This window comes from bacterium (assembly GCA_021372515.1).
Lineage (GTDB): Bacteria > Gemmatimonadota > Glassbacteria > GWA2-58-10 > GWA2-58-10 > JAJFUG01.
Genome location: JAJFUG010000177.1, coordinates 25,227 through 51,079 on the forward strand (window position 1 = coordinate 25,227; position 25,853 = coordinate 51,079).

Genomic DNA, 25,853 nt, shown 5'->3' on the forward strand with positions numbered 1-25,853 from the left:
CGGCCTGCCCCCTGAATCCTGCCCGCAACGGCGGACTGGATGAAGGGGGCAGGCTGATCAGTTATGGAACACCTGCCGGGAACGTTGCCCGTTTTCCGATATACGGGCGGCGGGATGGAAGGACAAGCTCCGGCGGGTCCTGAAACGACGCGACTTTACCCCGGGCCAGACCCGATTGCAGGGAGATAGGGCAAAGGATGACTTGCACAAAGCCGTTAAAACACAAGCCTGTGTTTCTGATTCTGGGAGTTACGGTCTCGCTCCTGATGGTCGGCTTGCTGAGAGCGGTCACCGAATCGCAGGGTGCGAACGGGGTGGTGTATCAGGAGGATGTGAACGGGGACGGCGAGGTGACGCTGATGGATGCGCTGGCCCTTCTGCTGCTCGGCCGGGCCGACCCGTCCGACCCCAGGGCGGATTACAACTGGGACGGCGTATATTCGATGGCCGATGTCAAAGCGATGCTGATCAACATTGTCCGCGAACGTCTGACGCCTCTCGAAACCGTGGTGTACCCGGTCAGGACCGACGAGTTCCTTCTGAACCCAGGCATGGGTTTCTGCTCCATAGGCGCTTTCTACTCCTGGCTGAAGACTTACGACCCCAAATATCCCCCCTGCGCCAATGTCTATTACCGCTGGTACTGGAGCCAGATCCAGCCGGCCGAGGACAAGATCGATTTCGAGATGATCGACGGGCTGATGGACAAGGCGAAGAGAGAGGGCCAGACTTTCTGCATGCGCGTGATGTGCCAGGACGGCGCGGTGTACGTGCCGCAGTGGCTGATAGACAAGGGGCTCAAGGGCCGGTATTACGATGAAAAGGACCATTCGAAAGGGTTTCAGCCGGATTATTCGGACCCTCTGTTCATCGAGTACCACAGCCGGTTGATCAAGGCGCTGGCGGAGCGTTACGATGGAGACCCGAACCTGTATTATGTTGACATTGGGTCGGTCGGTTCCTGGGGTGAATGGAACACGGCCGGAGCGCCGGAAGGCTTCCAGATGCCTGCGGAACCGGTATTAAATGACATAATAAAGCTCTACCTGGATAGTTTCACCAAAACAAAGCTTTTGATGCTGATAGGCGATTACATGGATTACGCTATCGAGCGCGGGACGGGCTACCGCGCCGATTGCCTGGGCGACTGGGGCATGTGGAGCGACAACTGGAGCCACATGACCACCATCTACCCCGACTTTTTGGCAAAAACCCCGAAAGCCCTGGAGGCCTGGAAGCACTCGCCGGTGGCGTTCGAGGCCTGCAACACCTGCACCACCTGGTACCTCGACGGCATGGGCGGCCGCTTCACCCGGGAGATGGCCCGCGACACCACGATCGCGCAGTCCCTGGCCTGGCACCTTTCCTGGATGAACCTGTGTTACGGTCCCAAATTCGAGGAACTGCCCGATGAATGGATCCAGGCCTACCTCGAATGGGGCAAGAAAATGGGCTACCGCTTCGTGCTGCGCAGCCTGGCCCACCCGTCCCGCGTGACCGCGGGCGGGCAGCTGCCGCTCAGGATGGACTGGGAGAATGCCGGAGTGGCGCCCTCTTACTACTTGCACCCCCTGGCCGTGCAGTTCCGCAACACCGTGAGCAAGGAAACCTGGGTCGTAAATACGGATGCCGACATCCGGGAGTGGCTGCCCGGGCAGGTGAATTACAACACGGTCGTGACCGTGCCGGACAGCCTGACTCCGGGCGAGTACGAACTCGGTCTTGCCATGCTCGACAGGACCGGCAAAGACCCCAGGATAAAATTCGCCGTCGAGGGAGCGGCCGAGGACGGCTGGTACCGTCTGAGCCGCGTGCGGGTGCACTGACCGGTAAGGACTGGGTATTACCGGGGGATGACTGTTTCCGGTGGGAGTAAAAAAGCCGGGCCGAATTTCCGGCCCGGCTGTAACCGTATCTTCCGGCAGACACTCACACCTTGGTCAGAGTGATCGTGCCGCCTTCGATCGACATCTCGAACTGATCGCCCTGCTTGAACTGAGGTTCGAGCTGGGCGCGGGGGATGATGAGCCCCATCTTGGTCAGCTTGCGGTTGCCGGTGGCGCGGGCGGACATGCCGGCCACCTGCAGGACCTCGCCCTTTTCGATCATCACATCGGCCAGGGCCAGCTTGAGCGCGGCCTTGTTTTTGATCCCCAGTTCGGCCATTATCGACTGGGCGCTTTTACCTGCCTTAACAAGCTTGTACAGCTTAGCTTTGTCGATACCTTTCCCTCTCGGCACTAAAACCTCCAATGGCTGATGTTGGATTGGCTGCCTTGTTATTGATTCTCAATTCAATATATATTAACAGAGAGAATAGTCAAAAGAAAATACCGATATTTTGTGATGTGCATACGAGCGGATAATCTTCATTTGCAATTTGGATTTGATTTAAAAGTGTCGAAAGTAATATGGCTCTATGGATCACATTGCACCGAAAGAAAAAATCATGTTCATCTGATACTGCTCTAACTCTGTGCGTGGTTAACAGATAAAAGCGGCAATCCTGGAAGCGAGTATTGATGAGGCTTATCCCGATATCAAGTTGCGTATTCGGGATTGTAATCGATGAGAAGTTTGACAGGTTGTAATCACGTGCCGCCATCATGACGACAGGGCGACACCGAGCTTCGTGCGCCCGGGGCTTGACTGCGGCGGGTGGATCGGGCTAAAATCCGGTGTGCCGTGCCCCGGCGGAAATCCGTCGGCCTCCTTCATGCCGTTCTGGAGACTCGTTTCTTCCTCTCGGAGAGAACAAAATGGCCAGAAAACCCCTCCTTACCCGGCGAACTTTCCTGGGCGGCGCTCCTGCGGCCGCGGCCGCGCTCATGGCCGGCTGCGCCCGGGCCGAGGGCAACCCGATCCCCCAGCCGGATTACAGCATCCCCCAGAACGGTTTCCAGGGCAAAGCCGAAAACAAACGGCAGTGGAACGGCGACCCGCGCTCGGACAAGGTGGTCTTCGTCGCCCACTGCGTGCTGAACCAGAACGCCCGCATGATCGACTGCGCCGATTTCCCGGCCATGTTCGACCCGCTGGTGGACTTTCTGCAGGAGCGCCAGGTCGGAATGATCCAGATGGTCTGCCCGGAGCTCTACTGCCTGGGCCTGGGGCGGTTCGACGTGCGGGTGGGCCTGGAGAGCGGGCCCGGCGGCAAGCGCCTCGAACGCCTGATCGACGACCTGGTGTTCACACTCAAGGAATACCGCTTCCAGGGATTCGAGGTGGTGGGCATCCTGGGCAAGCAGGGCTCGCCCTCCTGCGGCGTGACCCGGACCTGGCTGGACGGGAAGGAGCAGGACGGCGAGGGGGTGTTCATCCGCCAGCTAAAAAAACGTCTGGCCGCGGAACAACTGGACACTCCCGTGATCGGCGTGGCCGACTACGAGCAGGACAAGGCCATCGAGTGGCTGAAAGAGCGTCTGGGTTGACATTGCGGTGCTGAAAGAAGATAACAATCTCTCACAGATAAAAAGCCGGGCCACCCCGAATCCCACAGGGCGGCCCGGCTTCTTGTTCCCTGGTTGAAGTCTCAGCGCAGACGGTCCAGACCGGGCACGGGCAGGTTAGTGATATCCTCCACCACGCCCTCCACGCCCGTGGCCGGGCCGTGGAATACGCTCCCGCCGAAACTTGTCAGGTAGAGCATCCCCGGGTGCGCCGGGTCGAACACCGGGCGGTGGCCCCACTTGAAATTGTAGCCGCCCAGGCGCTTCCAGGTCTCTCCGCGGTCATCGCTGCGGAAAGCGCTGCTGTCGAAGGTGTTGATAATGACGGTGTTCGGGTTCTGCGGGTCCACCGCCGCGGCGTAGACATGCATCTTCTCGTCGAACACCTGCTTCCAGGTCGCTCCTCCGTCCTCGGTGCGGAACAGCCCGCCGCCTTTCTCACTCCGCCCCATCTCGAGCTGGTCACCCTCGACCACGCCGGCCTCGCGGGACTGCTCGCGCGCCAGACGTGAGCCGGCGTTGAGCGGCCAGCAGGACAGGTACATCCGCTGCGGGTCGGAGGGGTCATAAACCAGGTCGTTGGGCATCGTGGCCCCGGCCGGCAGGGCCAGGGGCTGCCAGGACTCGGCCTTGTCATCGCTGGTGTAGAGCGCGCCGGAGGTCTGGCCGCTGCCCTCCACTCCGGCCCGGACCACCAGCAGGATCAGCCGTCCGGAGGGCAGACGGGTGATGCGCCAGCAGTTGAGGTTGGCCGGGTCGATCCCCTTGCGCTTGAGGTCCCATGTCCCGCCGCCATCGGTGGATTTCCACACCCCCCAGCCGTAGTCGCAGACATACAGGGTGCGCTGGCGCACCGGGCTGTCGGGGTCGAGCACGATATGAGTGGGCACCGCGGCCAGGCGCATCCGGTGCACGTAGTCGCCCTCCACCAGCTCGCCGCGGGAGAGGATGCCCCAGTTCCGGCCGCCGTCGCCCGAGACCGCCACTCCGCCCTGCTGGTTGCCGTTGGTCAGGTTGCCCGAGCGGTGCATCTTGGGTCGCGGCAGGTCGTGGACATTCGACCAGACCGAATAGACCCGTCCCCGCACCGCCGGGTCGAACTCCAGCCAGTAGCAGGTGTTGCGCCACTGCTGCGGGATGCCGGTGATCGCCTGGTGCCAGCTCGTGCCGCCGTTGAACGTGTGGAACAGGCCGATGTCGGTGTAGGTGATGAAGAAATGCTCTGGGTTGAAGGGGTCGAAATGGACCCCGTAATCGGTGGTCACATCCAGGCCCCGCGTGGTGAACGAGCCGTCCGGCAGGTCGCGGCTGATCACCTGTTTCCAGCTCACGCCGCCGTCCAGCGTGCGGAACGTGCGGCCCGAGTCGGTCGAGTAGCAGATATCCGGGTCGGAGGGACTGACCCCCAGGTGCGAGGGCGCGCCGAACCAGCCCAGGTTGCGGAGCAGCCAGCCGCCCGTGTAATTATGGGTCAGGATGTCCCCGCCGCAGACTTGCAGCGCCCAGTTCCAGCTTTCCCCCGAATCCGTGGACTTGAGGATGCCCGAGACCCGCTGGATGCTCCCGTTCATTTCCTGCGGCATCCCGGCAACGGACATGTAGACCACCTCGGGGCGCCCCGCGCAGACCGCCAGGGCGCGGTAGCGGCTGCCGAAACGCCGCCGCATCCCGGAGTCGGCGCTGGTGTCCGGCTCCACGGCCAGGGAACTGTCCGCTTTCACCCAACTGCGGCCCAGGTCGGTGGAGCGGAAGACTCCCCCGGCTGCGCCCAGGAGATAAATCCGGCTGCCGCAGGGGCCGCTGCCGCCCTCGGCCGCCGAGGCAGCCTCCACCGGCAGGGCGAATGTCTCGCTCCCGCCGCCGTCCAGGCGCACCCGGCAGCCGGCGCTGGAGGTGATAACCACCACCTTGCCGCTGTCCTCGCCCCAACTGCCGGGGAAAATGGCCAGCACCTCGCGTCCCTCCACCTCGGCCACGCTCTGCCAGGAGCGGCCCCGGTCGGCGGAGGTGAGGATCGACTGTCCGCTGCCGCGGAACCCCCGTCCGCCGCGGGCGATAGTGATCCGTCTGGAGTCCTGCGGGTCCACCCGGATAAGGCCGATTTCGCCCGCTCCGGAGCTGTCCTCGGTGACAAAGCTCTGGCCGGCGTGGTCGCCGGACATCCTCTCGCCGGTCACCCGGGCCGGGTCGGGCAGGACCAGCTCCCAGGTGGCGCCGCGGTCGCCCGAGCGGTAGAGCCCGGTGTTGCAGGCGTAGACCGTGTTCGGGTCGAGAGGGTCGAACTCGAAATCCTCCACTACCGTGCGCAGGTTGAACATGTGCCAGTTGTCGCCGCTGTCGCTCGTGACATAGGCGGCGGTCATGTCGCAGCGCACGAGCACGTTGGCCGGGTCGTGGGGGTTGAGCGTGGGGATGAACTGCGCTCCCCCGCCGCCCGGACCGAGCACGGTCCAGCCGTGGAGGCCGGGCGCCTGGAAAGCCTCAGCCGCTGGGGCGGCCGCTTTCCGGCACTCCCGGCAGCCGGCGGATAGCGCCAGCGCCAGTAACAGCGATGAAACCACAAACAGGGCCGTTCGTCTCGCGGGACGCATTTCGAGCTCCGGGTTAGGGTGAGAAAGAGCTTCAGGACGGGACCGGCAGCCGGGCTTGGCTCTTCAGGCGTTCTGGCAGAGAATGGCTCAGCGGCATCCGGTCAGTGCTAAAGCATACAGCCAAAACGCGGTCCCGGCAACAGGAAATGCCCGGCCCCCGGCGCAGTCTGTCCTGCCACCCGAATCAAAAGTCCCGGGCTTTCCACACCCTGAGGTCTCCCTGCGGACCGGTCCATGACGCCACCGGGCTGGACAGAATTATCTCCCCGCGCTGACGGATGGGTGCTCAATGTCCGGGAATCGTGCAAATCAAGGTCCTGCGGCATGCCGGCTTAACGGAAGGGCGATTGATTAAAGTGAGAGCTATTAGCCTCTCGGGTGATCTATAGATGTTGAATAAATAAAAGAGACTATCCTCTATTGACATTCAAATTGGAAAACAATAATGCTAAAGAAGTAAGCCCGCGCGCTTGAATAAAGGCAATGTCAGACAGATGGAACATCGATATTGGGTTGGTATTTCTGCGGGGCCGGATCATCCCGTTGACCTGATTGAGACTGGGACGGTCGATTTGTGGACGTGAGGCTGCATTTCGGCATCTCTGCCTTTCCTGCCCCCGCGATACTGAATCAATTCCCGGACTAAGAGTATCCATGTCTTCTGCGGAAAAACTCGTGGTTTTCCGTCTGGACGATACCCTTCACGCCCTGCGGCTGGAGAACGTACTGCGGGTGGTGCGGGCTGTCCAGCTCACCGCCCTGCCCGACGCTCCGGCCACGGTCGCGGGAGTGGTGAACGTCCAGGGGGAGGTGCTGCCGGTGATCGACACCCGCCGGCGGTTCGGTCTGGGCGCCAAGGCGCTGGAACCCTCCGACCGCCTGATCCTGGCCAGCCTGGATACGCGGCGGGCCGCCCTGCTGGTGGATGCGGTGGAGGGTGTGCTGAGCCCGGAGGCCGGCAGCGTGACCCCGGCCGAGCGGGTGGTCCCGTCCATGGAACTGACCGAGGGCGCGCTGCGGCTGGAGGATGGGATGATCCTGATTTACAACCTGGAGCGCTTCCTCTCACTGGACGACAGGCGGCAACTGGAACAGGCCCTGGAAAGACTGTCGCGCGATGGGTGAGCCGCTGTCGGAATACGAACTGGGACGGCTGAGCGAACTGATCTCGACCCGGCTCGGGCTTTATTTCCCCCGCGAGCGCTGGGTCGATATGCAGAAGAAGACGGAGGCCGCGGCGTTCGAATCCGGGGCGCCGGACCTGAGGGCTTTCCTGGAGGGCCTGTTCTCGGGAAGCTTGAGTCGTGAGACCATACAGAGGCTGGCCGGCAGCCTCACAGTGGGGGAGACGTATTTCTTCCGCGAGCGGCCCTCGTTCGAGGCCCTGCGGGAGACAATCCTGCCGGAGCTGATCCGGCGGCGGGCCGGCCAGGACAAGCTGATCCGTATCTGGAGCGCCGGCTGCGCCACGGGCGAGGAACCCTATTCGCTGGCGATCCTGCTGAAAAGCCTCGAGCTGGAGAAGCTCGGGTGCCAGGCCACGATCCTGGCCACGGACCTGAATACAGGTGCGCTGGAGAGCGCGCGGCGTGGGGAGTACCGGCGCTGGTCTTTCCGTGACCCGGCCGCCCCGCCGTCCGCGGGTTGCTTCGAGGAGATGGAGGGCGAGGTAAGGAGGGTCGCCAGGCGCATCCGGGAAATGGTGCAGTTCGATTACCTCAACCTGGCCGAGGACTGCTACCCCTCGCTACTGGGCGGCACGAACGCGCTGGACCTGATCCTTTGCCGCAACGTGCTGATGTATTTCAGTCCTCAGAGGCAGCGGGAGGTCATCTCGCGATTCCTGCTCTGCCTGCGCCCGGGCGGCTGGCTGCTGGTCAGCCCCTGCGAGGCGAGCGCCTGGCTGTTTTCGGAGTTCGATACGGTCAGTCTGCCCCAGATGTCGGCGTTCCGCAAGCCGGAGCCCGGGACGGTCAAGCCCGCTGCAGCGGTCCAGCGGCAGGCGGCCGGGAGGAAAGAGGCTCCGCACCCGTCGCGGGCGACGGCGCGAAAAGAGGAACCCGCGGGGAAAGAACGGGAGGCTGCGGCCAAACCTCCGGCTTCGCCCGAACCCGCTCCCGGCAGCCGTGCCGTGGGTGAGGTCGGGAAGTTGTTCCAGGCTGGCGATTACGCGGCCGTGGTCGAGCGCCTGGCGACGGTCCCGACTCCGGAGCCGGCCGGGGCGATATGCCTGATCAAGTCCCTGGCCAACCTGGGCGAGCTGGGCCGTAGCCTCGAACTCTGCCGCAGTCAGGTGGAACAACGCCGCCTGGACCCGGCGCTGCACTATCTGCTGGCGATGCTGCTGGTCGAATCGGGACAGGGGGCCGAGGCGGCCGCGGAGCTGGGCAGGACGCTCTACCTGGAGCCGGGGCACGCGCTGGCGCATTTCGCGCTGGGCCGTCTGGCGTTCCAGGCCGGGCAGCGCACTCAGGCGGAAAAGCACCTGCGCAACTGCCTGGCGGCCCTTCAGCGGCTCGCCCCCGATCAGGAGGTGGCCGAATCGGACGGATTGACCGCGGGGCGCCTGGAGCGCCTGATAAGCCAGATGCTGCCGCAGATGAGCGGACAGAGCAAAACGGGAAAGGCGGCAGGCCATGAAAGCCGGAAAGCGAAAGGCTGACCCCAGGACCGAATCGGTCCTCAAGGAGCGCGCCAGGGCCCTGGCCCGTCAGGAACAGAGCCATCGGAGACCGCAAAAGCAGCTCAGCGTGGTCATGTTTCAGCTGGCGCAGGAGGACTACGCGGTCGAGACCCGTTTCGTCCGCCAGGTCCACCCCTTGAAAGAGTTGACCGAGATTCCAGGCACGCCGGATTTCGTGCTGGGAGTGGTGAATATTCACGGCGAGATACTGTCCCTGGTGGAGCTGAAAAAATTCTTTGGGCTGCCCGAGCGCGGTCTGACCGACCTGAACAAGATTCTGGTCCTGGAGGACGGGCGGATGGAATTCGGCGTGCTGGCGGATGAGGTCCACGGGACCCGCCTGCTGGATGCGGACCAGATCCGCCCGCCCGGGTCGAGCCTGAACGGCATCGGGGACAAGTACCTTCTCGGCGTGACCCCGGAGCGGATCATCGTGCTCAACGCGGCGAAACTCCTCTCGGACCCGGAGCTGCGGGTGAACGACCCCCCGTCGCTCGGGCGTGACATCAACGGACGGCTCACCTGAACCGGTGGAGGTCGGGCGATGAAATGGTCGATCGGCAGGAAAATATCTCTTGGACTGGGCCTCGGGGCGCTGCTGATTCTGCTGATAGGCACGGTGTCCTTACGGAACAACCTCTCGCTCATGGAGACAGTATCCTGGGTGAACCGCACCAACCAGGAAATTTGGACCCTTGAAATAACTTTCTCACACCTGAGAGAGGCGCAAAACTCCTGCCGCGGATTCCTGCTTGCCCGTGACACGCTGTATCTGAAAGACTACCGGGATGCAGTGACCAAGCTCGGAACGGATTTCGATACGCTTCAGACTCTGGGCCTGTCGATTCAGCAGGACCGGGCCCGGCTTGGCGCCTTGAAGACCCTGGTCGATGAAATGATCGCCGAGTTGCAGGGCCAGATCGATCTGGCAAGGGGGAGTGATTTCGAGACGGCCATTGCACAGATGAAAATCGGCCGTTCCAATGACTTGCGGGATAAAATCTACAGCGGAATAAGAGGCATTCGCACAGGGGAACTGGCCCAGCTGACCGAGCGCAGCGCAGCCATGCAGAAAAGCTCTTCTTTGGCGCGTAATTTCATTGTTTTCGGCAGCCTGATCGGGCTGGTGCTGCTGATCATGGCCGGCACAATCATCACCCGCGACATCACCCGTCCGCTGGGCATGGTCGTCGCCGTATCGAGCGATATCGCCGGCGGCGACCTGACCACCAGCATCCCGGAAGACAGACGGAAAGACGAGGTGGGAGAGCTGAACGAATCTTTCCGCAGCATGCTGGCCAACCTGCGGCAGCAGACGCGCAGCATCGCGGAGGTGGTGAACTCGCTGGCGGCCTCCTCCAGCGAGATTTCCACCACCGTTTCGCAACTGGCGGCCAGTACGGCCGAGACCTCGACCGCGGTGAGCGAGACCTCCACCACGGCCGAGGAAATCCGCCAGACCGCCGAGGTGTCGAGCAACAAGGCCGAGAACGTGGCCACACTGGCCCGCGAGGCCGAGGACTATTCACGCTCCGGCCGCGAGGCCCTGGAGGACACGCTGGGCGGGATGTCCGAAATCCAGATACGGATGGAATCGATCGGCGAGAGCATCATGCGCCTGAGCGAGCAGAGCCAGGCGATCGGCGAGATAATCGCCTCGGTGGACGACCTGGCGGACCAGTCGAACCTGCTGGCAGTCAACGCGGCGATCGAGGCCGCCCGCTACGAGGACCAGGGCAAGGGTTTCACCGTGGTGGCCCAGGAGATTCGCAGTCTGGCCGACCAGTCCAAGCAGGGCACCAAGAAAGTGCGCACGATCCTCAACGACGTGCAGAAAGCCACGACCAACGCCGTGCTGGCGGTGGAGCAGGGCGGCAAGACAGTCGAGGCGGCGATGAAACAGTCGCAGAAAGCCCGCGAGGCGATCCAATCCATGACCGAGAGCATAGCCGACACGGCGCAGGCCGGCAAGCAGATCGCTGCCTCGAACCAGCAGCAGACCGCCGGGATAGAGCAGATCGTGGTGGCGATCGACAACATCCGTCAGGCCACCACCCAGAACGCGATCGGCACCCGCCAGATCGAGGAGACCACGCGCCGTCTGGCCGAGCTTGGGCAGAGTCTCAAGGAACTGGTGAACCGGTACAAGCTGGACTGATCCGGGGGCGGACGGGACAACGATGAACGAAGAAGACAGAGCTTTTCTGGCCCGCCTGCTCGAGGCGTTCCGTCTCGAAGCGGCGGAGCATGTCGAAAACATGTCCAACCTGCTGCTGGAGCTGGAGAAATCCTCCGACGGCCAGCAACGGGCCGACCTGGTGCAGTCGGTGTTCCGGGAGGCGCACAGCCTGAAAGGCGCGGCCCGCTCGGTGGGCCTGGTGCAGATCGAGGCGCTCTGCAGGGCCATGGAGAGTGTCTTCTCGGGCTGGAAAAGCCAGGGCCTGGCCGCCACGCCGGAGCTGTTCGACCTGCTGCATACGGCCCTTGAGAGCCTGAACGACGCGGTCGGTGCGAACCCGGAGGCGGAGCCGGACCTGTCGGACCTGGCGGGCAAACTCGAAGCCCGGGCTTCGGGAGCGGTTATCCCGGCCGCGCAGGCCGTTGCCGTGACAGCCGTGCCCGAGGCTGCGCCCGCGCCGGAGTTGCAGGCAGAGACAGACCTGTCACCCCTGACACCTGAGGACAGTCCGGAGTTCCCGGCCGCCGCCGCGGAGAACGGCGGCGTCGAAAGATTGAGCCGGGACACGGTCCGGGTGAGCGCCAGGCGTCTGGAGGCGATCCTGCGCAAGACCGAGGAGATGACGGTCCTCAAGCTGGCCAACGCGCAGATACTGGAGCAGACAGCCGAGATGCGCCAGGAGCTGGACCTCTGGCGCCGCGACCTGGGCCGTCTGCAACCCGTGCTTCGTCAGTTGGGCCGGACATTGGAGACGGCTTCCGGTCAGAGGCTGGACAACCATTCGGTCAACCGCCTGCTGGAGTACGTCGACTCCGGTGGCGGCCGGATGCGGCGGCTGGAGGGACTCTCCTCCGGCCTCGAGAAATCGGTAGTCGAATATAGCCGTTCCCTGTCGCGGTCAGTCGATTTCCTTCTGGCTGAGACGCTCGGCCTGCTCACTCTTCCGGCGTCCTCCCTGTTCCGCACCTACCCCAAGCTCGTGCGCCGTCTGGCCCGGGAGCAGGGCAAGCAGATCGGTTTCGAGCTGGAGGGCGAGAGCCTGGAGCTGGACCGGCGGGTGCTGCAGGAACTCAAGGATCCGCTCAACCACATATTGCGCAACTCGATCGACCACGGGATCGAAAAACCCGAGGACCGTCTGGCCGCGGGCAAGCCGGCGGAGGGACGGATCAGCCTGCGCACCCGCCGGCTGGACAGCGGACGGATCGAGATCGCGGTCTCGGATGACGGGCGCGGGGTGGATGTGGAGTCGCTGCGGCGGGAGGCGCAGAAAAAACGGATCCTCGCCGGAGAGAGCGCAGAGGATACCGACCGCAACCGTCTGCTGGCCCTGGCTTTCGAGCCGGGGCTGTCCACGAGCGCGTTCGTCACCGACCTGTCCGGCCGCGGCCTGGGGCTGAACATTGTGCGCGAGGCTCTGGGCCGTCTGGGCGGGACAGTGTCGCTCGAATCGACGCCGCTGCAGGGGACCTGCGTGCGGATGGTGGTCCCGGTCTCTGTCTCGACCACCCGGGCGGTCCTGCTGCGCAGCGGGGGACGGCTGTTCCTGATCCCCTCGGTGAAAGTCGGCGCCGCGCTGAAAGTGCCGCGGGACAAGGTGGGGACAGTGGAGAACCGGGAAACTGTCCGCTGGGAAGGGGTCGAGGCGCCGCTGGTCAAGCTGCGGGAGGTCCTTCGCCTGCGCACGCAGCAGGAGGAGGGTCCGGAGGGTGACGGAGCGGTGGTGGCCCTGATACTGAGCGAGGCCGGGCGAAGCGTGGCCCTGCAGGTGGACGAGGTCCTGGCCGAGCAGGAGGTGCTGATCAAGGGCCTGGGCCGTCAACTGGTCCGGGTGCGCAATGTCACCGGCGTGGCCGTGATCGGCACGGGGCAGGCGGTCCCGGTGCTGCACGCGGCCGACCTGGTGCATACCGCCGCCGCCCGGGCGGAAAGCCCGGCCGGGGACGGGCCCTCCGCTCAGGAAACTCAGGAGAGGAAGGCCTCGCTCATGGTGGTCGAGGATTCCCCGACCTCCAGAATGCTGCTCAAGAACATCCTGGAGATGTCCGGCTACGGCGTGGAGACCGCGACCAACGGGGCGGAAGCGTTCGCCCGGCTCAAGGAGCGCGCTTTCGACTTGGTGGTCTCGGATGTCGACATGCCGAAAATGAACGGTTTCGTGCTGACTTCCAGGATAAGGGCCGACAAATCGCTTGCCGCCCTGCCGGTGATACTGGTCACCGCACTCGACTCCGATAGCGACCGCGAGCGGGGGTTCGATGTGGGGGCAAGCGCCTACATAGTCAAAAGCAGCTTCGATCAGGGAAACCTTCTCGAAACAATAAAACGCTTTATCTAAGAAGGAAGCCGGCCTGTGATCAGATTGATGGTTGCAGAGGATTCAGCCGTTGTCCGCGCCAACCTGGTGCATATCCTGGAGAGCGACCCGGAGCTGACAGTGGTGGCCCAGGCTCGCAACGGATTGGAGGCGGTGAGTCTGGCCCGGACAAAACGTCCGGATGTCATCACGATGGATATCCACATGCCGGAGCTGGACGGTTTCCAGGCCACACGGGAAATCATGGCCTCCAGTCCGGTTCCCATCGTGATTGTCACCGCGAGCTGGGACCAGGAGCAGTTGTCCAAGACTTTCCAGGCGATCGAGGCCGGGGCGGTCAACATCGCGGGCAAGCCGCCCGCGGTCGGTCACCCGAAGTACGACCATTCGGCCCGGGAGCTGATACAACTGGTCAAGGCGATGTCCGAGGTGAAAGTGGTCCGCCGCATCCGGTCGCTGACCCCCGCGGCGCCATCCGGCAGCGGCATGAAAGCCTCCGGACCGGGGCCCGGGCGCCGCGACATCCGGCTGGTGGCCATCGGGGCCTCCACCGGTGGTCCGCCGGTGCTGCAGACAATCCTGTCCGGTCTGCCGCGGAATTTCCCAGCGCCGGTGCTGGTGGTCCAGCATATAACCGTGGGTTTTATCCAGGGGCTGATCGACTGGCTGGACTCCAGCTCGAGCGTCCAGGTGCGGCTGGCGCAGGACGGCGAGGTGCTCATGCCGGGCCGGGCCTATTTCGCTCCGGACAATTACCAGATGGGCCTGCTCGACCCGAACCGGATCAGCCTGGTGGACGACCCGCCCGAGAACCACCTGCGCCCCTCGGTTTCATACCTGTTCCGCTCGGTGGCCCGGGTCTGCGGAAAGCAGGCCGCCGCGGTGCTGCTGACCGGGATGGGCTGTGACGGGGCGGCGGAGATGAACCTGATCCGCGAGAGCGGCGGCCTGACAATCGCACAGGACCGCGAGTCCTCCATGATTTTCGGGATGCCGGGCGAGGCCCAGAAACTGGGCGCGGCCGGACTCGTCCTGCCTCCCGGACAGATCGTGGACGCTCTGCTCGGTTCGGTCCAGAGCGAGGCGCCGCGTGACGCTGTCGACAAGGCCTGGAGCGAGACCGGGGAGGAGACATGACCGAGCCGAAGATCAACAAGGGCGAGATCGACATCCTGATCGTGGAGGACAGCCCGACTCAGGCGTTGCGGCTCCAGCACGTGCTGCAGAAAGACGGCTACCGGGTGACCTGGAGCCAGAACGGCCGGCAGGCCCTGGCCCTGGCCCGTCAGACCCCCCCGGCTATCGTCATCTCGGACGTGGTCATGCCCGAGATGGACGGGTTCGAGCTGTGCCGCCAGATCAAGAGCGACCCGCAGCTTAAATCCACACCGGTCATACTGGTCTCGGCCCTGAACGAGCCGGATGACATTGTCCAGGGCCTGATCAGCGGGGCGGACAATTTCCTCACCAAGCCCTACGAGGACGATCTCCTGCTGTCCCGGGTCGAGTACACCCTGATCAACCGGGACCTACGCTGGCAGCCGGTCTCGGAGCGCGGCCTGGAGGTGTTTTTCCTGGGCAAGAAACATCTGATCAACTCCGACCGTTCGCAGATACTCGACCTGCTGTTTTCCACCTATGAAAGCGTGATGTTGCGGGGCAAGGAGCTGGAAAAGAAGAACGTGGAGCTGAACAAGGCACACCAGGATTTGCGGGCCCTGAACCAGAGCCTGGAAAAGCAGGTGCTGGAGCGGACCGAAAGGATCAGGAACCTCAACCGGATCATCCTGGCGGTGCGGAACGTGAACAAGCTGATTGCCAAGGAAAAGGATCGCGGCCGTCTGCTGCAGGGGGTCTGCGACAGCCTGGTCTCGACCGGGGCGTTCAAGTGCGCCAGAGTATTCGTGCTCTGCGAGAAAGGCGGTCTGGAGTGGCATGCCGACAGCGAAACTATGGGTCGCATGCGCTATAGCGCCAAGAAGATGCACCTGCCGAGCATACCGGCGATTTTCGAGCGGGCGCTGCAAAGCCCGGAGGTCGTGCTTCTCGATAAAGATGACTATGAGGATTCCGACCTGTTCGATTGCAGGAGCTGCCCGATAGAAAAGATGGTTCTGGTGCGGGTGGAGAACAACGCCAAGGTGTTCGGGTTGCTGGTCGTGACCCTGCCCGAGGGGACGCCGTTGGACGAGGAGGGCCAACAGGTCCTGCTCGAGGTGGCGCTGGATATCGGTCTCGGCCTGGGCAACGCCGATCTGGAGCTGGAGAAGCTGCTCTCGCAGATAACCCTGGTGACCAGTGAGCAGAAATACCGCTCCCTGTTCGAAAACATGTACTCGGGCTTCTCCTATCACGAAATGATCCTGGAAGACGGTAAAGCCGTGGATTACCGTTTCCTGGAGGTTAATTCCAGTTTCGAGAAGCAGACCGGCCTGAAAAGGAGCGACCTTATTGGCAAGACAGCCTCCGCGATACTGGCCCGGCACCCGGGCGGGATACCCGATCTGACCGATATCTCCACGCGTGTGATGAAGAAGAAAAAAGCCGGAGTGGAGGACTTTTATTTCGAACCGCGCGACAAATGGTTCTCCCTGGTGGTCTATTCCCCCGACCCGAGCCATTTCGCCGCGATCTACAACGACATCACGGACCGCATGCGGATGGAGCAGGAGCTGCGCCAGTCGGAGGCGGCCTATCACGAGCTGTACGAGAACGCCCCGGTGGGCTATCAAGAGCTGGACTCCAAAGGGAGCATCGTTCGAGTCAACCGGACCGAGAGCGAACTGCTGGGCTACTCTCCCGAGCAACTGCTGGGCCGCCCGGTGTTTGACCTGATTGACCCGGAGGAGCGGGAAATTTCCAGAAAGAATTTCAGCCTCAAGATCGCGGGGAAAAAAGAGGTCGCCCCGTTCAACCGTCGCTATCTCTGCCGTGACGGGCGGGTGATCGACTGCATGCTGGATGAGAAGCTGGTCTACGACCAGTCCGGGGCGATCTGCGGCATCCGGACCACGGTCAAGGATATCTCCGAGCTGAAGCGCGCCGAGGAGGCGCTCGAGCACCGCCTGGAGATCGAAAAATTCGTCGCCTCCATCGCCACGGTGTTCAACAACCTGAAAGACGGCCAGGAGGACAGCGGGCTGGATTACACCCTGGAGGCATTGGGAGAGTTCGCGGATTTCGAGCATGTCTATCTTTCCCTGTTGTCGCGGGATTCCCTGAACATGGCGAGGATATATTCCTGGCATACCTCCTCCGTCCAGCCCCAGGCGACCGAGGTGATGACTTTCCCGGCGGAACATTTCCCCTGGTGTCTGGAAAGGTTGCACCGTTTCGAAAAGATTGCGGTTTCCGACGTGGACAGCCTTCCGGAGCAGGCGGCGACCGACCGGGAATGGCTGAAAAGCTACTCTCTCACCTCGCTGGTGATCCTGCCGCTGGTCAGCGAGTTTACGCTGTTCGGTTTTCTGGGGTTCGATACAAGCCGGGGGGCCAAGCCGCTGGGTGAGGATTTCCTCAGTCCACTGGTGCTGGTCGGAGAGATAGTGGTCAATGTCCTGGAACGCAAGCGCATGGGCGAGGCGCGCCGTCTGCTGCAGGCCGCTTTCGAGCAGGCCGCCGAGACCGTGATCATCGCCGACACCCAGAGGAACATCGAATATGTCAACCCGGCCCTGGAGCAAGTTTCGGGCTACAGCCGCCAGGAGATACTGGGCCGGAGCATCCACCTGTTCAAGAGCGACCGTCAGGACGAGGACCAGTACAAGGAGCTCTGGGACACGGTCGATGCGGGCGATTTCTGGCAGGGACGGTTGATCAGCCGCCGGAAGGACGGGACGGACTACCACGAGGACGTCACTTTTTCGCCGGTCAAGGACGCTTCCGGACGGGTGGTCCATTACGTGGCGGTCAAGCGCGATATCAGCCAGGAGCTGGAGCTGGAAAACCAGCTCGTGCAGGCGCAGAAAATGGAATCCATCGGCCTGCTGGCCGGCGGCGTGGCCCACGATTTCAACAACATCCTGGCCATAGTCCTGGGCTATGCCAACCTGCTGGTGCGCTCGCCTAACATCCCGGAAAAGGACCGGAAGAAGCTGGAGGAGATCGAGCAGGCCGCCCAGCGCGGGGCGGTGCTGACCCGCCAGTTGCTCACTTTCAGCCGCAAGGGCAAGCCGCGCTTCGCGGTGGTCAATTTCAACGACATTCTGAACGAGTCACTCGGTTTCCTGCAGCGCACCATCGGCCCGGACTGCTCGATCGACCTGGACCTGGCCGGGGATCTGGGGCAGATCAGGGCGGACGCCACCCAGATGCAGCAGGTGCTGATGAACCTGGCGATCAACTCCCGCGACGCCATGCCGGGGGGCGGCAAGATCAGCTTCAAGACCGCCAACATTGACATCGACAAGCGCTACCTGAGCAACCATCTGGACATCGAGCCCGGCAACTACATCCAGGTGTCGGTCACGGACACCGGCGCCGGGATGCCCCCCGAAATCCAGGCCCGGATTTTCGAGCCGTTTTTCACCACCAAGGAGACCGGCAAGGGCACCGGTCTGGGCCTGAGCGTGGTCTACGGCATAGTGAAATCGCACCGCGGCCTGATAAACGTGTACAGCGAGCCGGGCTGCGGCACCACTTTCCGCATCTACCTACCCCGCACCAACGATCAGGTGGAGGACAAGTCCGCTTCCGAGGTAGTGGTCAAGGGCGGGACTGAGAACGTGCTCCTGGTGGATGACGAGCAGCCGATCCTGCAGATGGCCGCCAGTATCCTGGCCGAGTTCGGCTACAAGTGCTGTCAGGCCGCCAGCGGTGAAGAGGCCCTCGGAATATTCGCCGAGGCCGGCTCCCGGATCGATCTGGTGATCTCGGATATCGGCATGCCCAATATGAACGGCACGGAGCTGATGCAAAGGCTGCGCGCCGTCAACCCCAAGGTTAAAATCATTTTCTCGAGCGGTTACGCCCCGCAGAGCACGCGCGAGATGATAGAGATGGGAGTGAACGGTTTTGTTGCCAAGCCTTACCAGGCCAAGGCCCTGGCGCAGGCGGTGAGAAAAGTGCTCGATGGTGAACATGTCTGACGGAGAGTGGATCATGGATGTCCTGGAGGAAAAAACGCGCCTGCTGATTGTCGACGATGACCCGTTCATCCGCACCTTTGTCCGCAGTGTTTTCGAGGACGGGCAGTTCGAGATCGACGAGGCGCAGGACGGCTCGCAGGCGGTCGAGATGGTCAGGGCGGAAGAGGCGGGCTACGACCTGGCTTTCGTGGATATCAACATGCCCGGCATGAGCGGCCTTCAGGCCCTGCCGATCCTGCTCAAGCACAGCCAGGACCTGGCCGTGATCATCATGTCGGGGTTCGCCGAGGTGGACACCGCGGTCGAGGCGATGAAAGCCGGGGCCTATGACCTGCTCCAGAAACCGATCAACGTGGACGAGCTGGAGACCCGTGTCCAGAAAGCCCTGGAGCAACGGGCGCTGCGGATCGAGCACCGCCGCTACATCTTCGACATCGAGCGGCGGGTGGCCGAGCGCACCGGTGAGCTGGAGGCCACCCGCAAGGCCACGATCATCGCCCTGGCCCGCCTGGCCGAAACCCGGGACAAGGAGACCGGCGACCATATCCACCGGATGGCCTACTACACGGTGGCCGTGGCCCGTTCCCTGTACGACCGGAAACTGCACCGCAACATCCTGGACGAGCAGTATTTCAGCCTACTGTTCGAGTCGGCCCCCCTGCACGACATCGGCAAGGTGGGCATCCCGGACTCGATCCTCAACAAGCCGGGCAAGTTGACCCCGGAAGAATACGAAGTTATGAAAAGGCACACCGTGATCGGCGCCGAGGCGATACGCAACATTTTCCTGGAGACCGGGGTCCAGAGTTTCCTGAACCTGGGGGCCGAGATCGCCCTGAGCCACCACGAGCGTTACGACGGTACGGGCTATCCGCAGGGGCTCAAAGGGGAGGAGATCCCCCTGTCGGCCCGGATCCTGGGCCTGGCCGATTTCTACGACGCGGTGTCCTCGCCGCGGGTCTACCGTCCCTATGCGATGCCGCACGAGGAAATCAAAAAATTGATGCTGTCCCTGGCTGGGCTGCATTTCGACCCGGACGTGGTCGAGGCCTTTTTCGCGGTCGAGCCGCAGATACTGGAAATCCGTCAGAATTTCAGCAATTGAGCCCCGTGTAACGCCCAGGGCGCATGTTCCGCAGATGAAAGTCCAGTCCCACCCCTGGGCTGTCAACCTGCGCAGGTGTATCCTGCCGCTTGTCCACCCCTGTTGCGCCGCGGCAGGGGCGCCGCCTGTCCCCCGCTGGAAAAAACCTAATCCACCGCTGACGAATTAATGAATAATGTTGTGCATAATTCGTCTTGGAGATTATAATATGTGCACGCCCGCCTAAGCCGCCGACAAGCGGCAATGCCGCCCAACCCCGCACCCGGAGTGAGACGCCGATGAGAGCCGCCGCATTAATCCCGGTTTGTCTGCTGCTGTTCACCGCGCCGTACTGCCGCGCCCAGAGTGAGGATTCGTTGCTGATACTGCAACACAAGCAGATGGTGGCCGAGCTGGACTCGCTCCACGCTGACTATCTGAGGGCCTGCCAGGCGGCCTCGGCCGTCGACTTTGTCAACCTCGACCAGAGGGCGCGCAAGCTCATCGGGCACTATCAGGCATTGGGAGTGACCGATACTCACAGGTACGACGAGAATCAGGAGAAGCGAAAGATTTGGGAGAATTTCGATTTCGATAAGGTCGGCGACCTCGGTATGGATGTTGGGCATTATTCGGACGCAATCGACTATGGCGGCTACCTGCTCCGGGTGGCGGACAGCCTGGACAGCCATTCCCCCCTGCGTAACTACACCCTTTATGCGGAGATTTGGGCTGAAACCGGTGAGGATGCCTGGTGGGGTGCGCCCGACATCGACCTGGCATACCAGTATGAAAGGGAGTTCCCCCAGGGGCCGTTCATCGAACAGGTGCTGGAAATGATCGGTAATTGTAACACGGACCTTTATCACCACCTTGTCTGCGAGAAAAAGGGCGATGACGATTACCACGACTGCACGCCTTCCTCTTGCCCGGACCAGCCGCTTGATGTACAGATAGCCGCCGCCCGCCAGGAGGCGCTCAAGTACTGGCAGCGTTTGAAAGTGCGGTATCCGTCCCGTCGCGCCGAGTTCAATGAGGAGATAGGGAGTTTAACAGAAGATGCAGTCTCTTCATGGCACTACTGCGCGGACTGAGCGCCGCCGGCCAGACCGTCCAAACCATCAACCACGCCCGAGGCCAGGATGAAAGCCGCCGCAATCTTTCTGTCACTGTCTCTGCTGTTCACCGCGCCGTACTGCCGCGCCCAGGAGGAGGACCCCGCGCGGCGGGAGGCTTACATTCAGTTCCTGGCGGGCCTGGACTCGCTGTGCGCCGATTACCAGCTTGTCCTCGAGGACATGTCCGTGGCGGCTTTTGTCAGCCTGGACCAGCGGGCCCAGCGCCTGATCGAGCATTACGATTCGCTCGGGGCCACCAACCTGGAAGCCTGCAACTCGGAGCACTACCCCGGCCTGCCGCCGTTCGATTCGGACAAATACGGCGACATCGGGTTCGAGGTCGAGTATTACAGCATAAATGTGGTGTACGACGGTCTTTTCCTCTGGCAGGCCCACCAACTCGACCCGGACTCACCGTTCCGCAAATACACCCTCTACGCCGCGATCTACGGCGATGAGGGCTACCTGAAATACGACTTGCCCAATATCGAGTTGGCTTTGCAGTACGAGAAGGAGTTCCCGCAGGGGCCGTACATCAGTGATGTTTTATACGTGCTGGGTGGGTTCTACCATGACAAATATTTTTGCCTGCTGTGGATGAAAGCACAGGACAACCGTTACGAATGCAGTTGCAGCTTCGATGAGACGGTGCACCCTTACCGGACGCTGGAGGAACAGATCGAGGAGACGAAAGCTCTGGCGATAAGCTACTGGGAGAAACTGGCGCGCTACAAGCCGCAGCTTTCCAGCGAGATCATCGGATGCATCAACGCGGGGCAGGACAACCACTCGTTCAACTGCCCGGACTGAGCGCGGGCTCAGGCCCGGAAAACCTCCTCGTACATCCGGTAATGGGCCTCGCGCATGCCCAGGCTTTCATAGGTCTGCCGGGCCGCCGTGTTGTCCGTCTCCACGTACAGGCGCAGGCCGCAGACCAGACGGTCGGCTTGGGCCAGCTCGCGCACGCGGCTGTACATGGCCCGGTAGATGCCCTTGCGGCGGTGCTCCGGGCTCACGTACACGCTCTGCACCCACCAGAACAGGCCGTTGCGCCAGTCGCTCCACTCGTAGGTGACCAGCAGGCAGGCCGCGGGCTCGCCGCTCCACTCGGCCACGAGGTAGAAACCATACTCCGGCCGTGCGATCAGGCCCTCCACCCCGGCCAGAAGGCGCGCCCGGTCCAGGGCGCGCCCCTCGGTCTCCTCGGCCATGGCGGCGTTGAACCGTGCGATCAGCGCGGAGTCCGCGGCCACGGCCGGGCGGATGGCAAGCGTAGCGGTTCCCTCCCCGGCCCCGCTCACTTGCGTACCAGCTTGCGGTAACGGCTGCGCCGGTTCTCGAACAGGCCCGAGCCCAGCTCTTTCTTGCGCCATTCCTCATAGTCCCGGAAATTCCCGTCGAACCAGCGCACCTGGCCCCCACCCTCGAACACCAGCAGGTGGGTGCAGATACGGTCGAGGAAGAAACGGTCGTGGCTGATTACCAGGGCGCAGCCGCTGAAATCGAGGATCGCCTCCTCCAGCATGCGCAGGGTGTTGACATCCAGGTCGTTGGTCGGCTCATCCAGCAACAGCACGTTGCCGCCGACTTTCAGCACCTTGGCCAGTTGGCAGCGGTTGGTCTCGCCGCCCGAGAGCTGGCCCACGGTTTTCTGCTGGTCGGGGCCGCGGAACCCGAAGAGCGACAGATAGCGCCGTAGCGGCATGCTGCGCTTGCCCAGGCTGACCTCGCTCGCGCCCTCGCCGATCTCATCCAGCAGGCTGCGGCCCTGGTCGAGGCCGCTGCGCTCCTGCTCGGAGTAGGCGATCTTCACGCTCTTGCCCACCACCACCTCGCCCGTGTCGGGCTTCTCGGCCCCGGTGATCAGGCGGAACAGGGTGGTCTTGCCCGCGCCGTTGGGCCCCACCAGCCCCACGATCGCGCCCTTGGGCACCGAGAAGTTGAGGTCGCGGATCACCGGCTCGCCGCCGGCGTAGGCCTTTGTCACCCCGCGCAGCTCGATCACCTGGTCGCCCAGCTCGGGGCCGGGGGCGATCTGGATCAGCTCGCTCTCCTCGGAGGACTCACGGGCCACCAGCTTCTCGAACTCGCGCAGACGGTTCTGGCTCAGGTCGTGACGGTCCTTGTTGTTCATCCGGATCCAGGCCAGCTCGCGCTCCAGCATACGGTAGCGGGGGGATTCCTTTTTCTCCTGGCCCAGCAGCTTTTGCAGTTTCTGCTCGATCCAGGTGCTGTAGTTGCCCTCCCAGGGCACCCCGTGGCCGCCATCCAGCTCCAGTATCCAGCGGGTGATGTTGTCCAGGAAATAGCGGTCGTGGGTGACCACGATCACGGTGCCGGGGTAGTCGACGAGCTGGGATTCGAGCCAGTCGACAGTTTCGGGGTCCAGGTGGTTGGTGGGCTCATCCAGCAGAAGGAGGTCGGGCTGCTCGAGCAGGGCCTTGCACAGGGCCACGCGCCGTCGCTCGCCGCCCGACAGGCTGTCCACGATCCGCTCGTCATCCGGCAGCATCAGGGCCTCGGCGGCCTGCTTGAGCTTGGTGTCCAGGTTCCAGGCATCCACGGCGTCCAGCTTTTCCTGCAGCTCGCCCATGCGGTCCAGGGCTTTCTGCATCTGGTCGTCATCCAGCGGCTCGCCCATCTTGGCGGTCACTTCCTCGTACTCGCGCATGAGGGCCATCGTGCCAGCGAAAGCCTGCTCCAGGTTTTCGCGCACCGTTTTGTCGCCGTCCAGCTCCGGGTCCTGGGCTACCATCCCGGCCCGGAAGCCCTTGGTGATCTCGGCCCGGCCCTGGAACTCCTCATCCAGGCCGGCCATGATCCGCAGCACGGTGGATTTGCCCGAGCCGTTCTCACCCACGATCCCGATCTTGGCCCCGGGAAAGAAGCAGAGGTTGATGTCCTTGAGCACCTGTTTCTGTCCGTAGAACTTATTCAGCCTCAGCATGGTAAAAATATATTGTTCCATAGCCGTACTCTCATCCGGTGAAAAGGTTGTCGCCCGCACCCGGCGGGCCGCAGTCGGGGGGAGTCCGCCGACAGTGTTCCGTGCGGAAAGATAACGCTTTACATACCCGCCTGGCAAGGGCTCGTGGAGGCATCGGTCTGGACAAGCGCCCCCACAGTTGCGATATTTGATTGGTCCCGGCCGACGCTGCCCCGGCGCGCCGGGAGAACCCCTGTCCCCGAGAGGGCCCCATAGATGCGTTCTTTCCGCCTGCCCGCTTTTTCTGTCTGTCTGTCGCTATTTGTCCTGTTCGCCTGCCATGAAAAGCCGGGGGCCAAGGCTCCCGCCGCAGTGATGTTCCGCGGCGATGCCGCCCGCACCGGGTTCTGCGACCTGGAGGGCCCGGCCAGACATAAGGGAGTCAAGTGGATCGCCCGCGGCGGTGGGCGCTTTTTCTCATCCCCGGTGCTGAGCGGCGGGGTCCTGTTCGCCGGCTGCGATGACAGTTGCCTCTACGCGGTGGAGGCCGCCAGCGGCCGCGGGGTCTGGAAATTCCGCAGCCTGGCCCCGGTGCGCTCGACACCCGCCGTGTCCGAGGGTGTGGTCTGTTTCACCGGGGGGGACGGTTCGTTCTATGCGTTGCGGGCCTCGGACGGAGATACGTTCTGGGAGTTCGCCACCCGCGGCGAGAATCATTACTCCAGCGGCGGGCTGTTCGGCTTGGCCGGACGGGACACGGTCCTGACCGACCCCTGGGACTTTTTCGACTCCTCCCCCGCGATCTGGCAGGGCAAGGTGTATTTCGGCAGTGGGGACGGCAGCCTGTACTGCCTGGAGCTGGCTACGGGCCGCGAGGTCTGGCGTTTCCCCACCTGCGACGTGGTGCATTCCTCGCCCGCGCTGGCGGAGGGGCGCGTGTTCGTGGGCGGCTACGACACCAATTTCTACGCCCTGGACGCCGAAACCGGCCGGGAGCTCTGGCGTTTCTCCACCGGCGCCGACCCCAAGGGCAACCTGATGCGCGGCAACCAGGGCTCACCCGCGGCGGGCGGCGGCGCGGTCTATTTCGGCAGCCGGGACGGGCACCTCTACGCCCTGGAGGCGGCCTCCGGAAAGCAACTCTGGGCCTATTCCACCGAGCCCTCCTGGGTGGTGGATTCGCCCGCCCTGACCGACAGCCTGGTGCTGTTCGGCACCTCGGACAGCGGACGGTTCATTGCCCTGGACCGGGCCACGGGTGCGCTGCGGTTCGAGTTCGACGCCAAGATGTTCGTGTTCTCCTCACCCGTGGCCGCGCGCAACGCGGTCTATGTCGGCTCGTTCAACGGCCGTCTGTACGCCCTGGGCCTGCCCGGGGGCGAAAAGCTCTGGGAGTACAGCACGCTCGGCTCGCGCAGCGACCCGCGCGGCGTGCTCCTGCCGGATGGAGCGATGAACAAGGCGGCGTTCAAGCTTACCGACCAGCCGGTGTACGACCAGATGTGCCAGCAACTGGAGAGCATGCTCTGCGCAGGCGCGGTGATCACCTCGCCCCTGGTGACAAAGGAGGCGGTCTATTTCGCCGCCACGGACAGTTGCCTCTACGCGGTGGAGTGAATCTGCGTGATAAACGAAAGGAGCGACGGATGAGATTGAAAGCGATACTGCCACTCGCGCTCGCCGCACTGGCCGCCTCCGCGGCGACTGGCTCCGCGGCGGAGGACCTGGTGAACATCCCGGCCACGGAAAGAAGCTATCCCGATCCGGCCACACTGGTCAACGTAACCGTCCGGATCAGCCCGTTCCTGATGGGCCGCGCCGAGGTGACCCAGGCGCAGTTCCAGGCCGTGATGGGTTACAACCCCGCGCTGCACCGGGGCGGCGAACTGCCCGTGGATAACGTGAGCTGGTGGGAGGCGCTGCGCTACTGCAACGCGCTGAGCCTCAAAGAGAGCCTCCGCCCCTGCTATGACCTTTCCTCCGGGGCCTGCGATTTTGCGGCGGACGGGTACCGTCTGCCCACGGATGCCGAATGGAGCGCCGCCGACAGCCAGGCCGCGCCCGCCGACTCGGCGGCCCTGTTGCGGGCGGCCAACCTTGGAGGTCCGGACAACGAGAGTGTCCCCCGCCTTCTGGCCGACCTGAAATCCCACTCCACCCGCCCGGTGGGCAGCTACCCGCCCAATTTCTACGGCCTGTACGACATGCGGGGCAACCTCTGGGAGTGGGTGAACGACAACCACGACCCCCTGGCCGAGGAGGCCCTCCCTACGGACAACCCCACTGGCCGAGCCTGGAGCCCGGAGCGCACCGTGCGCGGGGGGAGCTTTCTCTCGCTGGTCAGCAGTTGGGGCCGCGGCTACCGCTCCTGCCTCGACCCGGAGCGCAAGAGCCGTTTCGTGGGTTTCCGGGTCTGCCG

General features: G+C 63.4%; 18 protein-coding genes. 14 read left to right on the forward strand and 4 right to left on the reverse strand.

Annotation, left to right across the window (positions count from 1 at the left end; genetic code table 11):
• Positions 1 to 230 precede the first annotated feature (230 nt).
• Positions 231 to 1,826 (forward strand): DUF4832 domain-containing protein, encoded by a 1,596-nt coding sequence (locus LLH00_16235; GenBank protein ID MCE5272828.1) that lies wholly within the window; start codon positions 231 to 233, stop codon positions 1,824 to 1,826.
• Between the two features lie 103 nt (positions 1,827 to 1,929).
• On the opposite strand, the gene LLH00_16240 is transcribed toward LLH00_16235, so the two are convergent.
• Complete coding sequence (locus LLH00_16240) at positions 1,930 to 2,241, reverse strand: hypothetical protein (GenBank protein MCE5272829.1); 312 nt, start codon at positions 2,239 to 2,241, stop codon at positions 1,930 to 1,932.
• A 518-nt stretch (positions 2,242 to 2,759) separates the two neighbouring features.
• Here LLH00_16240 and LLH00_16245 point away from each other — a divergent pair.
• On the forward strand, positions 2,760 to 3,431 hold the full coding sequence (locus LLH00_16245) for a hypothetical protein (protein ID MCE5272830.1): 672 nt from the start codon (positions 2,760 to 2,762) through the stop codon (positions 3,429 to 3,431).
• 101 nt (positions 3,432 to 3,532) lie between these two features.
• Here LLH00_16245 and LLH00_16250 read toward each other — a convergent pair whose 3' ends face one another.
• Entirely contained in the window at positions 3,533 to 6,040 is a 2,508-nt protein-coding gene (locus tag LLH00_16250; GenBank protein MCE5272831.1) for a hypothetical protein, read from the reverse strand.
• 654 nt (positions 6,041 to 6,694) lie between these two features.
• Here LLH00_16250 and LLH00_16255 point away from each other — a divergent pair.
• The 10 genes from LLH00_16255 (at position 6,695) to LLH00_16300 (ending at position 21,318) form a co-directional block, all read left to right on the forward strand.
• On the forward strand, positions 6,695 to 7,165 hold the full coding sequence (locus LLH00_16255; GenBank protein ID MCE5272832.1) for a chemotaxis protein CheW: 471 nt from the start codon (positions 6,695 to 6,697) through the stop codon (positions 7,163 to 7,165).
• Positions 7,158 to 8,702, forward strand: coding sequence for a chemotaxis protein CheR (locus tag LLH00_16260; GenBank protein MCE5272833.1), 1,545 nt, complete (start codon positions 7,158 to 7,160; stop codon positions 8,700 to 8,702). Before LLH00_16255 ends, LLH00_16260 begins: the two co-directional genes overlap by 8 nt.
• Positions 8,677 to 9,249 (forward strand): chemotaxis protein CheW, encoded by a 573-nt coding sequence (locus LLH00_16265; protein MCE5272834.1) that lies wholly within the window; start codon positions 8,677 to 8,679, stop codon positions 9,247 to 9,249. Before LLH00_16260 ends, LLH00_16265 begins: the two co-directional genes overlap by 26 nt.
• Positions 9,250 to 9,267: 18 nt before the next feature.
• Positions 9,268 to 10,881, forward strand: a complete 1,614-nt coding sequence (locus LLH00_16270) for a methyl-accepting chemotaxis protein (protein ID MCE5272835.1) — start codon at positions 9,268 to 9,270, stop codon at positions 10,879 to 10,881.
• A gap of 22 nt (positions 10,882 to 10,903) precedes the next feature.
• Entirely contained in the window at positions 10,904 to 13,240 is a 2,337-nt protein-coding gene (locus LLH00_16275; GenBank protein MCE5272836.1) for a response regulator, read from the forward strand.
• A 15-nt stretch (positions 13,241 to 13,255) separates the two neighbouring features.
• A complete protein-coding gene (gene cheB, locus LLH00_16280; GenBank protein MCE5272837.1) occupies positions 13,256 to 14,356 on the forward strand; it encodes a chemotaxis-specific protein-glutamate methyltransferase CheB in 1,101 nt (366 codons plus the stop codon).
• A complete protein-coding gene (locus tag LLH00_16285; GenBank protein MCE5272838.1) occupies positions 14,353 to 18,306 on the forward strand; it encodes a PAS domain S-box protein in 3,954 nt (1,317 codons plus the stop codon). Before cheB ends, LLH00_16285 begins: the two co-directional genes overlap by 4 nt.
• 13 nt (positions 18,307 to 18,319) lie before the next feature.
• On the forward strand, positions 18,320 to 19,411 hold the full coding sequence (locus LLH00_16290) for a response regulator (protein ID MCE5272839.1): 1,092 nt from the start codon (positions 18,320 to 18,322) through the stop codon (positions 19,409 to 19,411).
• 278 nt (positions 19,412 to 19,689) lie between these two features.
• Positions 19,690 to 20,484, forward strand: coding sequence for a hypothetical protein (locus LLH00_16295; protein ID MCE5272840.1), 795 nt, complete (start codon positions 19,690 to 19,692; stop codon positions 20,482 to 20,484).
• A 48-nt stretch (positions 20,485 to 20,532) separates the two neighbouring features.
• Positions 20,533 to 21,318, forward strand: coding sequence for a hypothetical protein (locus LLH00_16300; protein ID MCE5272841.1), 786 nt, complete (start codon positions 20,533 to 20,535; stop codon positions 21,316 to 21,318).
• A gap of 8 nt (positions 21,319 to 21,326) precedes the next feature.
• On the opposite strand, the gene LLH00_16305 is transcribed toward LLH00_16300, so the two are convergent.
• Both LLH00_16305 and ettA read right to left on the reverse strand, forming a co-directional pair.
• The gene (locus tag LLH00_16305; protein ID MCE5272842.1) at positions 21,327 to 21,809 is read right to left on the reverse strand and encodes a GNAT family N-acetyltransferase; all 483 of its coding nucleotides are present in this window, start codon (positions 21,807 to 21,809) and stop codon (positions 21,327 to 21,329) included.
• Positions 21,806 to 23,476: an energy-dependent translational throttle protein EttA gene (ettA, locus tag LLH00_16310; GenBank protein ID MCE5272843.1), complete on the reverse strand. Its 1,671-nt coding sequence runs from the start codon at positions 23,474 to 23,476 to the stop codon at positions 21,806 to 21,808. Before ettA ends, LLH00_16305 begins: the two co-directional genes overlap by 4 nt.
• Before the next feature lie 234 nt (positions 23,477 to 23,710).
• On the opposite strand from ettA, the gene LLH00_16315 reads away from it, so the two are divergent.
• Complete coding sequence (locus tag LLH00_16315) at positions 23,711 to 25,051, forward strand: PQQ-binding-like beta-propeller repeat protein (protein MCE5272844.1); 1,341 nt, start codon at positions 23,711 to 23,713, stop codon at positions 25,049 to 25,051.
• Positions 25,052 to 25,080: 29 nt separating this feature from the next.
• On the forward strand, positions 25,081 to 25,853 hold a 773-nt coding region (locus LLH00_16320), incomplete at its 3' end, for a formylglycine-generating enzyme family protein (GenBank protein MCE5272845.1).

Bases quoted from the DNA above. Each gene is read 5' to 3' on its own strand.
- LLH00_16245 (MCE5272830.1), top strand. From the start codon at position 2,760: ATGGCCAGAAAACCCCTCCTTACCCGGCGAACTTTCCTGGGCGGCGCT.
- LLH00_16250 (MCE5272831.1), bottom strand. From the start codon at position 6,040: ATGCGTCCCGCGAGACGAACGGCCCTGTTTGTGGTTTCATCGCTGTTA.
- LLH00_16255 (MCE5272832.1), top strand. From the start codon at position 6,695: ATGTCTTCTGCGGAAAAACTCGTGGTTTTCCGTCTGGACGATACCCTT.
- LLH00_16260 (MCE5272833.1), top strand. From the start codon at position 7,158: ATGGGTGAGCCGCTGTCGGAATACGAACTGGGACGGCTGAGCGAACTG.
- LLH00_16265 (MCE5272834.1), top strand. From the start codon at position 8,677: ATGAAAGCCGGAAAGCGAAAGGCTGACCCCAGGACCGAATCGGTCCTC.
- LLH00_16270 (MCE5272835.1), top strand. From the start codon at position 9,268: ATGAAATGGTCGATCGGCAGGAAAATATCTCTTGGACTGGGCCTCGGG.
- LLH00_16275 (MCE5272836.1), top strand. From the start codon at position 10,904: ATGAACGAAGAAGACAGAGCTTTTCTGGCCCGCCTGCTCGAGGCGTTC.
- LLH00_16285 (MCE5272838.1), top strand. From the start codon at position 14,353: ATGACCGAGCCGAAGATCAACAAGGGCGAGATCGACATCCTGATCGTG.
- LLH00_16290 (MCE5272839.1), top strand. From the start codon at position 18,320: ATGGATGTCCTGGAGGAAAAAACGCGCCTGCTGATTGTCGACGATGAC.
- LLH00_16295 (MCE5272840.1), top strand. From the start codon at position 19,690: ATGAGAGCCGCCGCATTAATCCCGGTTTGTCTGCTGCTGTTCACCGCG.
- LLH00_16300 (MCE5272841.1), top strand. From the start codon at position 20,533: ATGAAAGCCGCCGCAATCTTTCTGTCACTGTCTCTGCTGTTCACCGCG.
- ettA (MCE5272843.1), bottom strand. From the start codon at position 23,476: ATGGAACAATATATTTTTACCATGCTGAGGCTGAATAAGTTCTACGGA.
- LLH00_16315 (MCE5272844.1), top strand. From the start codon at position 23,711: ATGCGTTCTTTCCGCCTGCCCGCTTTTTCTGTCTGTCTGTCGCTATTT.